The following is a 14,125-nucleotide window of genomic DNA, read 5'->3' as shown; positions in this document are numbered from 1 at the left end:
TACTGGCCGGATGCACCGCCTGACCGTGGTGCAACTGCTGCCGGCACTGCAGTCCGGCGGCGTCGAGCGCTCCACCCTGGAAATCGCTGCCGCGCTGGTGCGCGCCGGTCATCGCGCCGTCGTCGTGTCGGCCGGCGGACGCCTGGTGCAGCCGCTGTTGGATGTGGGTGGCGAGCATCTCACCCTAGAGATCGGCCGCAAATCGTTGCTGACGCTGCGGCATGTGATCGGCTTGCGTCGCTTGTTCGCCGAACTCGGGGCCGACATCGTGCATGCACGTTCGCGGCTGCCGGCCTGGCTGGGTTGGTACGCGCTGCGCGGCATGCCCGAGGCAACGCGGCCGCGCCTGGTGACCACCGTGCACGGGCTTAATTCGCCTAGCCGCTACAGCGCAGTGATGACCTACGGCGAGCGCGTGATCTGCGTGTCCAAGACGGTGCGCGAATACGTGTGCACGCATTACCCGCAGACCGATCCGGCGCGGCTGCGCACCATTCCGCGTGGGGTGGATATCGCGCAGTTCCCGCGCCGGCTGCAGCCGGACCGCCGCGCACGTGCTTGGGCACAGACGCTGCTGCCCGCTCTGCCGGCCGATGCACCGCTGCTATTGCTGCCGGGCCGCGGCACGCGCCTGAAGGGGCATGCTGATGGCCTGCAGCTGCTCGCCGACATCCGAGCAGCCGGCGTGCCGGCCTTTTTGTGGTTGCCCGGCGCACGCGAGCCCGGGCGCGAGGCATATGTGCGGGAGCTGGAGACAGAAGCGTCGAGGCTGGGCATTGCCGAGGCAATCGCCTTGACCGAGCCCACTGCCCGCATCGCCGAGGCCTATGCGGCCAGCGATCTGGTGCTGCAGCTTTCGCGCAAGCCGGAAGCCTTCGGTCGCACCGTGGTGGAGGCGCTATCGGTCGGCCGTCCGGTGCTGGGTTGGGCACACGGCGGTGTTGGCGAATTGCTGGCCGAGTTGCAGCCCGGTGGTGCGGTCGCCGCTTTCGATGCCCGCGCCTTATGCACGCAGGCGCTGCAGTTGCTGCAGCACGCCCCGGCAGCGCCGGCCGTGATCCCCTACACGTTGCAGGCCATGCAAACGGCCACCCTGAAGGTCTATGACGAACTCCGCCGCTGAGGCCCTCCCGCGGGCGCCCGTGTTGACGCCCGATGCCGGCCGCTGGGCGCCGCTGTGGGTGATCGTGTTCGTGGCGCTATGGCCTACGCCCGGCCTGGCCGAAACGGTGTTGTCGCTGGGCGCGTTGTTCGCGGCGTACCGCCTGTTGCACGCGCGCTTTCGCGGCGGCACGCGCCTGCTCAGCGGCGCAGCCTGGGCGCTGACCAGCGTGTTGTTCCTGGCGTACTGGTTGCCGCAGATGCTGTCGGCGTTCGACGCGATGGATGCCGGCCGCGCACTACGCAAGTCGGCCACCGATCTGCGCTACCTGCCGTTCATGTGGTTATGCGCCATCGCCGTGGCCAATGCACAGCGTCGGGGTCGCACCTTTACCGGGCTGGCGGTCATCGGTGGGGTGTGGACGCTGGACGCGTTGCTGCAGGCCGCCTTCGGCACCAGCCCGTTGTTTTTTGGCATCGATCAGATCAAGCAGCTGATCAGCGGCCATGGCCTGTGCACGGCCCAGGAACTGGCGCTGGTGGACCGGTTGAGCGGCGTGCTGGGCCCCTGCAATCTGAAATTCGGGCAGACCCTGGCCAGCCTGTCGCCGTTCCTGTTGCTGGCGTTGGGGCGGCGTCATGTCTTGGCCTGGCTTGTCGGCGCGGCGGCGGTCGGCATTGTGTTGGTCTTGGCCGGCTCGCGCGCGTCGTGGATCACCTATGGCGTGATCATGCTGCTGTCCGGTTGGCAGCTGCTGGGCGGGCGTCGTTTGCTGGCCGCGGCGGTGGTCGGCGCACTGTTGGCCGTGGCGGTGGTGGCGGTGGCACCACAGGCGCGCGAGCGCATCCAGCGCACCACGCTGGCGTTCGGCAATGGCGAACAGGGCGTGGACCAGGCCTTGTCCGGGCGTGCCCAGATCTGGGGCGCGTCGCTGTGCATGATCCGCGCGCATCCGCTCAACGGCGTAGGCGTGCGCGGGTTCCGGCAGGCCTATCCGGCCTGCAATCCGGCACCTGGCCAAGCGCCGGCCTGGGGCGGCGGGCCGGCCTTTCATGCGCATCAGATCATGCTCGAGATCCTGGCCGAAACCGGCGTGATCGGCTTGCTGCTGTGGCTGGCTGGCGCGGCGCAGGCATGGCGTGCGTGGCGCTACTCAAGCGTGGTGGCACGCGAGCAGGCGCGGCCGGCGATGATTGCGTTGGTGGCCACGGTGTTTCCGTTCAACACCCATCTGGCGTTCTATTCCAGCTTCTGGGGCGGGCTGAGCCTGATGCTGGCCGGGCTGTATGCCGGCGCCTTGCTCAACGACGATGCGGACCGCGCGCCGCAGTAGCGTGGCGCATGCGGTTGATCGGCACTTCCTCCCTTTTGCGAGCTGCGGCGGCAACGCCCACACATGCGTTGCAGGCGTTCGCCGAGCCGGCGTCAGCGATAGAAATCGCTACGTCCACCCGGTTGACGCTTGAAGCGCCGATGGATCCACAGGTATTGGTCCGGCGCTTCGCGTACCATGTCTTCGATGGCGGCATTGACCTGCGTGGTATCGGCGATGACGTCATCGGACGGAATGTCGGCCAACGGCGGTGCGATCTTGAGGATGTAACGGCCACCTTCGCGACGATGGAAGTACGGCACGACCGCGCAGCCGGTCAACCGTGCCAGCTGATGCGTGGCGGTAATGGTGGAGGCGGGATGTCCGAAGAACGGCACGAACACGGTGTCCTTGCCGCGCATGTCCTGATCCGGCGCATACCACAGAAAACCGCCGCGCTTGAGATGCTTGATGGTGGCGCGCAGGTCTTCGTTGGCGAACATGTGCGTGGCATAGCGCAAGCGCCCACGCTTGACCGCCCACTCGAACACCGGGTTGCGATGCCTGCGGTACATGCCGGCCAGCGGCACGTGGTCGCATAGCAGGCGCCCGCACATTTCCAGCGTCATGAAGTGGCCGGATACCAGCAACACGCCACGTTTTTGCTGTTGCAGTTGCTGCAGATGCTCCAGGCCCTCGATCTGCACGCCTGGTCGAATGACATCGATGCTGCCCCACCAGGCGCGCGCGAACTCGAACAGGCCCACGCCGAGCGCGTCGAAACTGTCGCGCAACAGCCGCGCCCGCCAGGCATCGTCCTGCTCGGGGAAACACAGTTTCAGGTTGACCTCGGCCGCGCGCCGACGCGTGCCCGCCAGGCGCATGGCAATCCAGCCCACGCCGCGGCCCACGGCACGTTGCAGCGTCCAGGGCAGGCGCCCTGCCACCACCATCACCGCCAGGCCCAGATACATCGGCCAGTGCTTGGGGTTGCGCAGGGAAGGGCGGACGGCGACGTTGGCGGGCTCGGACATGCGTCAATTCTAGAGCGTGTGATGCACTTTGAGATGAGATGCGTTGGCCGTCAGCGGCGCGGTGCCCGCTCCGCGCCGCTGACGGCCAACCCTCCGGGAGCGCCCTGTGGCACACCGATACTGCGTTGCGCGCCTTGCCCAGGCTGGTCGCCTGGGCAAGGCGCACGCGGTGTCTCGACGCGCCACAAGACGCTTCGCACTCACCCCAACGTGCATAACACGCTCTAAGGGATTGCGCCCAGCAGGCAGCGTGCACATGCGCACGCACGGACGCTCCCGTATCCTGCACGGATGCGGAAAGATCCGATCGAATGGCTGTTGCGCGGGCTGTACTCGGCGCTGCTCTACCTGTTGTTGCCGGTCACGGTGTACCACCTGGTGTGGCGCGGTTTCCGCGTGCGCGAATACTTCAATCGCTGGAACGAGCGCTATGCGTCCTACACGCACGCCTGCGGGCGCCCGCGGGTGTGGGTGCATGCGGTGTCGGTGGGCGAGGTCAACGCGTCCGCGCCGCTGGTCAATGCGCTACGAGCGCAGCGCCCGGATATCCGTTGGGTCATCACCACCATCACCCCCACCGGCTCCGAGCGCGTGCGCGCGCTGTGGGGCGATGCGGTGGACCATGTGTATCTGCCCTACGACGTGCCGGGCAGCGTGGGGCGGTTTCTCGAACACTTCCGCCCGCGCCTGGCCTTGATCCTGGAAACCGAGCTGTGGCCAAACATGTTGTTCGGCTGCCGCGATCGCCAGATTCCGGTGTACATCCTCAACGCACGGTTGTCTGCGCGCTCGTTGCGCGGCTATCGGTTGCTGGCGCCGTTGATCAGTCGCGCGCTGCGCACCGTCACCTGCGTGGCGGCGCAGTCGCAGGACGATGCTGAGCGGTTCGTCACCCTGGGCGCGCGCCCGGATCAGGTGATCGCGCTGGGCAATCTCAAGTTCGATATCGCCGCGCCAGCGCAATTGCAGGCGTTGGTCGCGCAGTTTCGCATGCACGTGCCAGCCACGCGCCCGGTGTGGATCGCCGCCAGCACGCACGAAGGCGAAGAGGCCGCCGTTGCCGATATCCACGCACGGTTGCTGCTGCAATTTCCGGATTTGCTGCTGTTGTGGGCACCGCGCCATCCCGAGCGCTTTCCCAAGGTCGAGACGTTGGCACGCGAGCGCGGTTGGCGCGTTGCCACGCGCAAGGCGCAGCAATGGCCGCAGGCGGGCGACAAGGTATTCGTCATCGACACCCTGGGCGAGCTGATGAGCTTCTATGCGTGCGCGCAGGTGGCTTTCGTCGGTGGCAGTCTGCAGCCGATCGGCGGGCATAACCTGCTTGAGCCGGCCGCCGTCGGAACGCCGGCAATCACTGGCCCGCATCTGCATAACTTCTCGGAGATTTCGCGGCGCATGCGCCAAGCCGATGCGGTTGTCATCTGCGAGGATGCCGAGTGCGTCTACCAGGCCTTGGCGCGCCTGCTCGCCGACCCCGCACAACGCGAGGCGATGACCACTGCAGGCCTGGCGCTGGTCGCCAACGGCAAGGGCGCGGTGGCCCGCACCTTGGTGCAGATCGCTGCCGATCTGCCGCCGCTGGCGAGCGCGGGCGTTGTGGCATGAGGTTTGTCGCTCGCTGCGTGGCTGCGTGCATGGGCGTGCCGCACTCCGCCGAGCCTGGCGCCGGCGTGCAGCCCTCGTTGCGCTCAACGGTGAGAACTTGCGCCGGGCAGCGAGACGCGTGGTGGGTTCACTTGCACCGGATGCTGCACGCCTGCGTGGCCGGGTTAGCGCACTTGCAGCCGCCGTCACGACAGGTGCGCATGCGGTTGCATCGCGCAAAAAAAAGCGGGCCTCGGACCGCTTTTTTTTTGCGCATCCAGCTCGCCTTACTGCAACGACCCACTGCCCTGCAGCTTGGATTCGGCGTCCTGCGATAGCAGGCGGTTGACGTCCTGCAGATCGGTGATGTCGAGCTTGCCGATGGCCTGGCCCAGCAGCAGGCGGTTCTGCAGGAAGTTGTAACGCGACTGTGCGTAATTCAGCTGCGCCTGGAACAGCGTGCGCTGGTTTTGCACCACGTCCAGCACGGTGCGCGTGCCCACTTCCAGACCCACCTGCGAGGCGTCGTAGGCGGCTTGCGCCGACACCACGGCCAGGCGGCGGGCTTCCACTTCGCTGATACCGGCAACAACGGTCTGGTAGGCATTGCGGGTGTTGCGATCCAGCGCGCGCTTCTGCTGCTCGTAGGTGTCCTGCTGGATATCGCGTTGCGACAGTGCCTGACGCACGGCCGACTGGGTCGCGCCGCCGGCAAAGATCGGGATCGTCAGCGTGATGCCCACGGAATCGGTGTCGATGTCGCGGCCTGCGGTGGTGAAGTTGCCCGCCGCCTCATCCACCGTTCCCTGACCACCCCAGCTATTGCTGCGGCCGACATTGGCACCCAGGCTCAGCGTGGGCAGATGGCCGGCACGGGCGGCACTGACCTGCGCCTCGGCAGCACTGACCTGCAACTGCTGCGCCCTCAGCGCCGGATTGTCGGCGATCGCGGTGGCAACCAATTGATCCACGTTGCTGTAGGCGGCCGGTACTTCGGGGCGGAACTCATCTGGCAATGCGCGCAAGCCGACCACAGGCTGGCCGGTGAGCTCGGTCAGTGCCTGGTAGTAGTCCTTGAGCGTATTGCGCGCGTTGATGGTGTCTGCCCGTGCCTGGTCGTACTGGGCGCGGGCCTCGTGCACGTCGGTGATCGGTGCAAGACCCACTTCCAGACGCTTGTCGGCGTAGTCGAACTGCTTCTTTGCGGCCGCCTCGTTGGTCTCGGCTGCCGCCAGCGACTCGATCCCCACCAGCACCTGGAAATACGCTGCCGAGGTGCGGGTGATCAGGTCGTTGTTGGCCGATGCCAGGGTGAAATCCGCAGCCTTGGCTACTTCGCGCTGCGCGCGCAGGTTGGAAAACTGCGCCCAATTGAAGATGGTCTGGCTGCCCTGAATCGCGTACTGGCGCTGCTTGGTCGTGGAGCGGCCATCGACGCCCTCCAGCTCACGATGCGACTGGGTGTAGCCGGCGCTACCGTCCAGCTGCGGCAACAACGCCGCACGCGCCTGCACCTGACCCTCCCGATTGACCAGGCGCGTGGACTCGGCCACGGCCAGTTGCGGATCGCCGTTGCGGGCCATTTCGTAGACCTGCAGCAGGTCGGTGGCGTGCGCAGCCATCGGAGACAGGGCGGCGGCCAGGGCCAGGACGAGGGATCGGCGGATCATCGGGGGAGCTTCCTTGGGAATCAGAATTGGAATCGGGGCGTCGGTGCGGCGCCCTGGAGATAGGCGAGGTCGGTTTCGAACAACGATTCGATGCGCGGGGCGTTGACCTCGCCACGGACCAGGACCGCTTCCATCACCGGGTCGTGACCGCGCACGACGAACAACCGGCCGTTCGGGCGCAACCACTGCAGCCACTGGACGGGCAGCGTGTGGACCGCGCCGGTCACGCAGATGGCGTCGAAGCGACGCTCGCTCTGCCAGCCGAAGACATCGGCGGTTTCGATACGGACGTTGCTGCCCAGGCCGGTGCGGTCCAGATTGGCGCGCGCAGCCGCGGCCAGCGCCGGGTCGATCTCCAGGCTGAGGACTTCGCGCGCCAGTGCGGCCAGGCAGGCGGTGGCAAAGCCGCTGCCGGTGCCGATTTCCAGTACGTCCTCGCCCGGTTGCAGGTCCAGTGCCTGCAACATGCGGCCTTCGACCACCGGCTTCATCATCTTGTGACCGGCCGACAGCGGAATTTCCACGTCGACATAGGCCAGCGTCTTGTAGGCCTCCGGCACGAAGGCTTCGCGCGGCATGCGCGCCAGCACGTCGAGTACGCGCAGGTCCAGCACGTCCCACGGCCGGATCTGCTGCTCGACCATCTTTTCGCGGGCCTGGGTGAAATCGATCGTCATGGTGCGGGTATCCAACGCGGTGGGGCGAACATTTTACCGGTGCGCGAGGCACCTGGCGCATCTAGCATCGCCGCGCGCTGCCATCCGGCGCAGTGCCGGAAGTCATCGCCACCAAAGGCCGGGGGCGCTCAGCGCGGCGCATAGGCCCTCAAAAAGAAGTCCACGCTGGTGTCGATGTGCTCATTGACCTGGGCGCGGGTGGGCTGGCCGTGCAGGCCGCACATCATCAAGGCGTAGAGCTCGCCCTTGAGCAGGCAGAAGAATTGCGAGGCAGCGCGCGCCACGTCCGGGATCTCCAGCTGGCCGTCGGCCACCCGCGCAGACAGGAAATCCGCCAGCGCCCGCTGCGTGCGCTTGGGGCCTGCATCCCAGAACATCTCGCGGATATGCACGTCGCCGGTCCCGGGCGCCATCATCATGCGGTGGGTGGAGATGGCCGATTCGGTGCTGACCATGGCGAAGAACGCATGGGCAATCTCGGTGAGCTGGTCGCGCAATGCGCCCTTGGGGGCGTGATCGAACAGGTCGTCCGGCATCATGTGCTGGCACTGGGCGCGGATCGCCTCGGAAAACAGGCTCTCCTTGTCGCCGAAGTGGCTGTACACGGTCAGTTTGGAGACGCCGGCCTGCGCGGCGATCCCATCCATGCTGACCCCTGCATAGCCCTGCTCCATGAACATGGTGCGGGCGGCACCCAGGATGGCGGCACGCTTTCCAAGATCCTTGGGACGACCAGGGCCATTGCTCTTGGTCTTGGAATTGAGGGGGGACGAGCTGGACATGCCGTCAATACTAGACCATCGGGTTCTATATTTATACTCGGCGCCCGACCGCTACGTTAACGGTTCCGCCTGCCCGGTTCCCGGTGTCGTGCCGCTCCCGGCAGCTGTCAGGGATCCACCGAAGGCAGCACAAAAACCCCGGTGATAAATTGGCCGTAGGCCTGCCGGTGCATACGGGCAGGTATCTCCAGCGAGCACGGACGAGGGGACGGGGAGCGTGGGAAGGGGCGGTACGCAGGCGCACATAAGCTGCGTTCGCAGCACGTGCGTGCGGCGGATCGGGCAGGCGTGGCTGTGGCTGCTGTTGTGTTGCGCACTGCTCAACGCCTGGCCCGCGGCCGCGCAGGTGCTCAAGCACGCCGCGTACCACACCGTCACGCGCTGGAACATGGACGACGGCCTGCCGCACAACCTGGTGCACGCGGTGGCCCAGGGCGAAGACGGGCTGATCTGGCTGGGTACCTGGGAAGGCGTGGCGCGCTTCAACGGGCGCGATTTCACCGTGTACGACCGCCAGAACACTCCCGGCGTCGAGCTGGGCGGGGTATTTGTGGTGGTTCGCGACAGCACCGGCGGCATGCTGTTCGGCACTGCGTTCGACGGCGTCTACCACTATCAGGACGGTCATTGGCAGCAACTGGGCGATGCGTCGGCGCGGCATCTTGCGGTCAGCGCCCTGCTGCGGCGTGCCGATGGCGCGCTGTGGGTGGGCACGCCGCAGACGCTGTACCGCATCGAGGGCGACGGGCGGGTGGTCGACGTCGGCCGCCAGACCGGCTTGCCGCGCGCGCGCGTCACGGCATTGTCTGCGGACGAACGCGGCGACCTGTGGGTTGGTACCGAGGTCGGGCTGTATAGGCTGCCGCACGATGGCGTCCAGGCGATGGCCTGGGGAAGGGGGCACGGGATGCGCGATGCGCCGGTGCGGCGGCTGGCCAGCGACCGTCAGGGCGGCCTGTTGGTCGCCGGCGACGATGGCGTGTGGTGGTGGAGCCGTGGCGGTGGCCTGCAGCGTTTCCGCCAGGGCCAACGCGTGGACTCGGTGTTGCTGGACCGCCGCGGGCACCTGTGGATGAGCCTGTCTTCGGGCACGCTGGTGGTGCACAGCGGGCCGAACGACCCGGACGAGCAGATCGCCATTTCCGGCGTCGCCAGCCCGGCGCTGCTGGAAGACGCCGAAGGCCTGATCTGGGTCGGCAGCACCCACGGGCTGTTCCGCATTGCCGAGGGCGCCGCGCACGGCGTCACCCACGACGAGGGTCTGAGTTCGGACTACGTGCGCTGCGTGCTGCAGACCGGCGAGGGCACGGTGTGGGTGGGCAATGCCGTCGGCCTGGATCGTTGGCGCGAGGGCACCATCAGCCGCGTGTCGCTGTCGCCCAGCGAAGGAGGGCGCGTGCTCGAGCAATCGGTGCTGGCGCTGGCCGATGCTGGCGATGGCGGCGTGTGGGCCGGTACCTATAGCCAGGGCGTGGTGCGTCTGGACGCGCAAGGCCACGTGCTGGTGCGCATCGGCGCGGCCGATGGCCTGCCCTCCATGTCGGTGCGTGCGGTGTTGCCGGACGGCGACGATCTGTGGATCGGCACCACCGCCGGGCTGGTGCGGTGGCGCAACGGCAAGGCACGCCGCTACACCGCAGCCGACGGCGTACCGGATGGCTCGGTGCAGGTGTTGTACCGCGATGCGCAGGGCATCGTCTGGATCGGCACCGATCGCGGCGTGACTGCGCTGTCGCCGGACGGCAGTACCCGCGCCTGGCTGGGCGAGCAGGATTTCCCCGGGCAGAACGCCTTCGATTTCCTGCGCGATGCCGCTGGCGATGTGTGGATTGCCAGCGATCGCGGCCTGCTGCGGTTGCGCGGCGACAGCTTCCGCGTCTACGACCACCGGGTCGGGCTACCGCGCGACAAGGTGTTTCGCGTGATCGACGACGGCCGTGGCTATTTCTGGCTGTCGAGCAACCACGGGGTGTTCCGCATCGCACGCGATAACTTCGACCAGCTCGATGCGGGCACGCGCGAGCAATTGAGCGTGGAAGTGGTCGACCGCAGCGACGGCATGCCCAGCAACCAGGGCAACGGCAGCAGCGCGCCGGCTGGCTGGCTGACCCAGTCCGGGCAGTTGCTGTTCCCCACCGCCGCAGGCCTGGGCGTGATCGACCCGGCCCGCGTGGGTACCTTACAAGGCCATCGGGTGCCGATCGTCTTCGAGCGCCTGCTGGTCGATGGCATGGTGCAGCCGCTCAGTGGCCCGCACCGGTTCGGCGCCGAGACCCGGCGTATCGCGATCGTGTATGCCGGACTGAATTTCCGCGGCCCGGACAAGGTGCGGTATCGCTACCGGTTGGAGGGCTTCGACCCGGAGTGGGTGGATGCCGACAATGCCAGCGAAGCGGTCTACACCAATTTGCCGCCGGGCCGTTTCCGCTTCCGCGTGCAAGCGATGTCGCTACCGGTGGATTGGCGGCAGAACGACCTGCTGGGCGAAGCCAGCCTGGTCATCGAACTGGCGCCGCCGTGGTGGCGCCGCGGCGAAGTGATCGGCCTGGGCATCCTCGGCCTGGCCAGCGTGATCTACGGGTTGTATCTGTGGCGTACCGCCAGCTATCGCCTGCGTCAGCGCCAGCTCAATACCGTCATCGACCGGCGCACGCGCGAACTGAGCGACAAGAACCTGGCGCTGCAGCAGGCCAGCCAGGAACGCGAAGCGTTGATGCGCCAGCTGGAATACCGCGCCAGCCACGACGTGCTGACGGCGCTGCCGAACCGGCGCGAAGCCGAGCGTGTACTGCAGCAATGGTTCGATGAGGCGCACGCCGGTGGCGCGGCGTTGGCGCTGGCGTTGATGGATATCGATCACTTCAAGCGTATCAACGACGACTACGGCCATGAGGTTGGCGATGCGGTGCTGTCGGCCATCGGCGAGGTGTTGAGCGAGCAGGATCAGGCGCGCTGCTTTGCCGCGCGTCATGGTGGCGAAGAATTCCTGCTGGCGGCCACCGGGCTGGATGCGGTACAGGCGCGCGCGCTGTTCGAGCGCATGCGACAGCGACTGGCCGACATCGAAGTCGATGCGCAGGGCATGACCGTGCGTTGTACCGCCAGCATGGGCATGGCGATGAGCGAGGAGGCGCCCAGCCGGCGCGAATTGCTGGCGTTGGCCGACCATCGTCTGTACGAAGCCAAGCGGCAGGGGCGGGATCGTTTGATCGGGCCGTAAGACGTTGCTGAGGCCCGTGGACTGCTGCATGCGGGCCCGATGCAAGACAGGTGTTGTTACATTGCACGGGCGGTGCGTGGCGAAGAAGAAGCGCAGCGTTGCCGGCCGGGCCGCGGCATCGCCGAGTCAGCAAGCCGCGTGCGCAGGACGCATCGCACCTCTCGTGCGCTCGTGCCGAGATCAAACTGCTGACGTCATCTTTCGCCGACACGTGCAGCACGCTGCAGACATTCGCCCACAGCCTACGCCTGCGCCGGATCCGCCTGCGCATGCAACAGCGCAACAAACGCCTGCGCCGCACGCGACAAGGTGCGCCCGCCATGGGTAACGCATCCCAGCTCGCGGGATAACGCGACATCGGCCAGCGGGAGCGCCACGATCTGGTGGTCGATCATGCGCTCGGGCAGCACGCTCCAGGCCAGGCCCACCGACACCAGCATCTTGATCGTTTCCAGGTAATTGGTGGTCATGCGCAAACTCGGCACCAGGCCGCGCTCGGCGAACAGGTTGGCAACGATGCGATGGGTGAAGGTGCCCGGATCGGGCAACACCGCCGGGTGCGCCACCACATCGTCCAGCGACACTGCAGGCAGTGCCGCCAACGGGTGATCGGGTGCAACGACGAACTGCAGGCGGTCGTGCCAGATCGGCTGCGCGCGCAGCGGAGCGCGCGTGTCCGGTGCCAGGGTGGTCACTGCCAGCTCCACCTCGCCGCGCAGCACCGCGGCGTACGCCAGCTCCGAATCCAGGAACTGGATGTCCAGCGCCGCCTGCGGATGTTGCGTGGCAAAGCCGCGCAACAAGGCCGGCAGGCGGTGCAGACCCACATGGTGGCTGGTGGCCAGGCTCAAGCGGCCGCCAACGGCTGCGCCCAAATGCTCCAGCACGCGGCGGGTGTCCTGCAGCTCGGCCAGGATGCGTTGCGCGCGCGGCAGCAACGCCTGGCCGGCTTCGGTCAGCACCACTTGCCGGCCCAGGCGATCGAACAGCCGCGCCGACAATTGCGCTTCCAGGAGTGCAATGCGCTTGCTTACCGCTGGCTGGGTCAGGTGCAAGGCCTCGCCGGCTGCCGAAAAGCTGCCGCTCTCGGCGATCGCCACGAATGCATTGAGGCTCGCCAGGTCCATTGCTATTCCTAAAATTCATTTCTTGAATAAACAATATGAATTTGCGTAATCCAAGGCAAGCTCCTAGCATCGATCTCAGCCAGGTGGGCGCACCCACCATCCGCCACTCGGATTGCCGCGATGACTGCCAAGACCCTGTACGACAAGCTGTGGGACCTGCATGAGGTCACACGCCGTGACGATGGTTCGTCGCTGATCTATATCGACCGCCACATCCTGCACGAGGTGACCTCGCCGCAAGCCTTCGAAGGCCTGCGCCTGGCCGGGCGCAAGCCATGGCGCATCGACGCCAATATCGCCACGCCCGATCACAACGTGCCGACCACGCGCGCCGAGCGCCAGGGCGGTCTGGAGTCGATTTCCGACGAGGTCTCGCGCCTGCAGGTGCAGACCCTGGACGAGAACTGCGACGACTTCGGCATCCTCGAGTTCAAGATGAACGATACCCGCCAGGGCATCGTGCACGTGGTCGGCCCCGAGCAGGGCGCCACCTTGCCGGGCATGACCGTGGTCTGCGGCGATTCGCACACGTCCACGCACGGCGCATTCGGCGCGCTGGCGCACGGCATCGGCACCTCGGAAGTCGAGCACGTGCTGGCCACGCAGTGCCTGATCGCCAAGAAGATGAAGAACATGCAGGTGCGCGTGGAAGGCACGCTGCCGTTCGGGGTGACCGCCAAGGACATCGTGCTGGCGGTGATCGGCAAGATCGGCACCGCCGGCGGCAACGGGCATGCGCTGGAATTTGCCGGCAGCGCCATCCGCGCGCTGTCGATGGAAGGCCGCATGACCATCTGCAACATGGCCATCGAAGCCGGTGCCCGCGTGGGCATGGTGGCGGTGGACGAGAAGACCATTGCCTACGTCAAAGGGCGGCCGTTCGCCCCCAAGGGCGCCCACTGGGATGCGGCGGTGGCGCTCTGGAGCACGCTGGTCTCCGACCCGGACGCGCACTTCGACACCGTGGTGGAGTTGCGTGCCGAAGACATCAAGCCGCAGGTCAGCTGGGGCACTTCGCCGGAAATGGTACTGGCCATCGATCAGCACGTGCCCGATCCGGCCGCCGAGCAGGACCCGACCAAGCGCGATTCGATCGAGCGCGCGCTCAAATACATGGGATTGACCGCCAACCAGCCGATCACCGCCATCCGTCTGGATCGCGTATTCATCGGCTCGTGCACCAATTCGCGGATCGAAGACCTGCGTGCCGCCGCCGCAGTGGCCAAGGGCCGCAAGGTCGCTTCCACCATCAAGCAGGCGTTGGTGGTGCCGGGCTCGGGCCTGGTGAAGGCCCAGGCCGAAGCCGAAGGCCTGGACAAGGTGTTTCTGGACGCCGGCTTCGAATGGCGCGAGCCAGGCTGCTCGATGTGTCTGGCCATGAACCCGGACAAGCTGGGCAGCGGCGAGCATTGCGCGTCCACCTCCAACCGCAACTTCGAAGGTCGCCAGGGCGCCGGCGGCCGCACGCATCTGGTCAGCCCGGCGATGGCGGCGGCTGCGGCGGTGAGCGGGCATTTTGTCGATGTGCGTGAACTTGGAGATTCGGGAGTGGGGATTCGGGATTCGTAGAAGCGCTCCGCCCATCCGCAGCCTTTTCGAATCCCCAATCCCCAA

Annotated in this window: 10 protein-coding genes; 5 read left to right on the top strand and 5 right to left on the bottom strand. The window is 66.9% G+C overall.

Annotated elements, in window-relative coordinates; translation table 11 throughout:
• The first annotated feature begins 10 nt into the window (after positions 1 to 10).
• Both ACCQ07_RS16885 and ACCQ07_RS16880 read left to right on the top strand, forming a co-directional pair.
• On the top strand, positions 11 to 1,123 hold the full coding sequence (locus ACCQ07_RS16885) for a glycosyltransferase (RefSeq protein WP_127172418.1): 1,113 nt from the start codon (positions 11 to 13) through the stop codon (positions 1,121 to 1,123).
• A complete protein-coding gene (locus ACCQ07_RS16880) occupies positions 1,104 to 2,435 on the top strand; it encodes an O-antigen ligase family protein (RefSeq protein WP_372164315.1) in 1,332 nt (443 codons plus the stop codon). Before ACCQ07_RS16885 ends, ACCQ07_RS16880 begins: the two co-directional genes overlap by 20 nt.
• A 92-nt stretch (positions 2,436 to 2,527) precedes the next feature.
• On the opposite strand, the gene ACCQ07_RS16875 is transcribed toward ACCQ07_RS16880, so the two are convergent.
• Complete coding sequence (locus ACCQ07_RS16875) at positions 2,528 to 3,448, bottom strand: LpxL/LpxP family Kdo(2)-lipid IV(A) lauroyl/palmitoleoyl acyltransferase (protein WP_008573681.1); 921 nt, start codon at positions 3,446 to 3,448, stop codon at positions 2,528 to 2,530.
• A 291-nt stretch (positions 3,449 to 3,739) separates the two neighbouring features.
• On the opposite strand from ACCQ07_RS16875, the gene waaA reads away from it, so the two are divergent.
• Positions 3,740 to 5,056, top strand: a complete 1,317-nt coding sequence (gene waaA / locus ACCQ07_RS16870) for a lipid IV(A) 3-deoxy-D-manno-octulosonic acid transferase (RefSeq protein ID WP_071117224.1) — start codon at positions 3,740 to 3,742, stop codon at positions 5,054 to 5,056.
• 266 nt (positions 5,057 to 5,322) lie between these two features.
• Here the strand turns inward: waaA and ACCQ07_RS16865 are convergent, their stop codons facing one another.
• From ACCQ07_RS16865 to ACCQ07_RS16855, 3 genes are all read right to left on the bottom strand, one after another.
• Complete coding sequence (locus tag ACCQ07_RS16865) at positions 5,323 to 6,705, bottom strand: TolC family outer membrane protein (protein WP_011348527.1); 1,383 nt, start codon at positions 6,703 to 6,705, stop codon at positions 5,323 to 5,325.
• 20 nt (positions 6,706 to 6,725) lie between these two features.
• Positions 6,726 to 7,382 carry a protein-L-isoaspartate O-methyltransferase family protein gene (locus tag ACCQ07_RS16860; protein WP_011348526.1) on the bottom strand — a complete coding sequence of 219 codons (657 nt, stop codon included), beginning with the start codon at positions 7,380 to 7,382 and terminating at the stop codon, positions 6,726 to 6,728.
• Between the two features lie 128 nt (positions 7,383 to 7,510).
• Complete coding sequence (locus tag ACCQ07_RS16855; RefSeq protein WP_003483364.1) at positions 7,511 to 8,164, bottom strand: TetR/AcrR family transcriptional regulator; 654 nt, start codon at positions 8,162 to 8,164, stop codon at positions 7,511 to 7,513.
• Between the two features lie 217 nt (positions 8,165 to 8,381).
• On the opposite strand from ACCQ07_RS16855, the gene ACCQ07_RS16850 reads away from it, so the two are divergent.
• Positions 8,382 to 11,384 carry a two-component regulator propeller domain-containing protein gene (locus ACCQ07_RS16850; RefSeq protein ID WP_372363478.1) on the top strand — a complete coding sequence of 1,001 codons (3,003 nt, stop codon included), beginning with the start codon at positions 8,382 to 8,384 and terminating at the stop codon, positions 11,382 to 11,384.
• A gap of 242 nt (positions 11,385 to 11,626) precedes the next feature.
• On the opposite strand, the gene ACCQ07_RS16845 is transcribed toward ACCQ07_RS16850, so the two are convergent.
• Positions 11,627 to 12,511, bottom strand: coding sequence for a LysR family transcriptional regulator (locus tag ACCQ07_RS16845; RefSeq protein ID WP_008573692.1), 885 nt, complete (start codon positions 12,509 to 12,511; stop codon positions 11,627 to 11,629).
• A 120-nt stretch (positions 12,512 to 12,631) separates the two neighbouring features.
• Between ACCQ07_RS16845 and leuC the strand changes: the two genes are divergently transcribed.
• The gene (gene leuC / locus ACCQ07_RS16840) at positions 12,632 to 14,080 is read left to right on the top strand and encodes a 3-isopropylmalate dehydratase large subunit (protein ID WP_014091005.1); all 1,449 of its coding nucleotides are present in this window, start codon (positions 12,632 to 12,634) and stop codon (positions 14,078 to 14,080) included.
• The last annotated feature ends 45 nt before the right edge of the window (positions 14,081 to 14,125 follow it).

The organism is Xanthomonas sp. NCPPB 3583, from assembly GCF_041475715.2.
Taxonomy (GTDB): domain Bacteria; phylum Pseudomonadota; class Gammaproteobacteria; order Xanthomonadales; family Xanthomonadaceae; genus Xanthomonas; species Xanthomonas euvesicatoria.
The sequence above is the reverse complement of the archived record's forward strand: the minus strand, read 5'-3'. Positions and strand labels throughout refer to the sequence as shown.

What these genes read in the sequence shown, in the direction of transcription:
- ACCQ07_RS16865 (WP_011348527.1), bottom strand. Translation starts at nt 6,705, where the DNA reads ATGATCCGCCGATCCCTCGTCCTGGCCCTGGCCGCCGCCCTGTCTCCG.
- ACCQ07_RS16860 (WP_011348526.1), bottom strand. Translation starts at nt 7,382, where the DNA reads ATGACGATCGATTTCACCCAGGCCCGCGAAAAGATGGTCGAGCAGCAG.
- ACCQ07_RS16845 (WP_008573692.1), bottom strand. Translation starts at nt 12,511, where the DNA reads ATGGACCTGGCGAGCCTCAATGCATTCGTGGCGATCGCCGAGAGCGGC.
- ACCQ07_RS16885 (WP_127172418.1), top strand. Translation starts at nt 11, where the DNA reads ATGCACCGCCTGACCGTGGTGCAACTGCTGCCGGCACTGCAGTCCGGC.
- ACCQ07_RS16855 (WP_003483364.1), bottom strand. Translation starts at nt 8,164, where the DNA reads ATGTCCAGCTCGTCCCCCCTCAATTCCAAGACCAAGAGCAATGGCCCT.
- ACCQ07_RS16880 (WP_372164315.1), top strand. Translation starts at nt 1,104, where the DNA reads ATGACGAACTCCGCCGCTGAGGCCCTCCCGCGGGCGCCCGTGTTGACG.
- leuC (WP_014091005.1), top strand. Translation starts at nt 12,632, where the DNA reads ATGACTGCCAAGACCCTGTACGACAAGCTGTGGGACCTGCATGAGGTC.
- ACCQ07_RS16875 (WP_008573681.1), bottom strand. Translation starts at nt 3,448, where the DNA reads ATGTCCGAGCCCGCCAACGTCGCCGTCCGCCCTTCCCTGCGCAACCCC.
- waaA (WP_071117224.1), top strand. Translation starts at nt 3,740, where the DNA reads ATGCGGAAAGATCCGATCGAATGGCTGTTGCGCGGGCTGTACTCGGCG.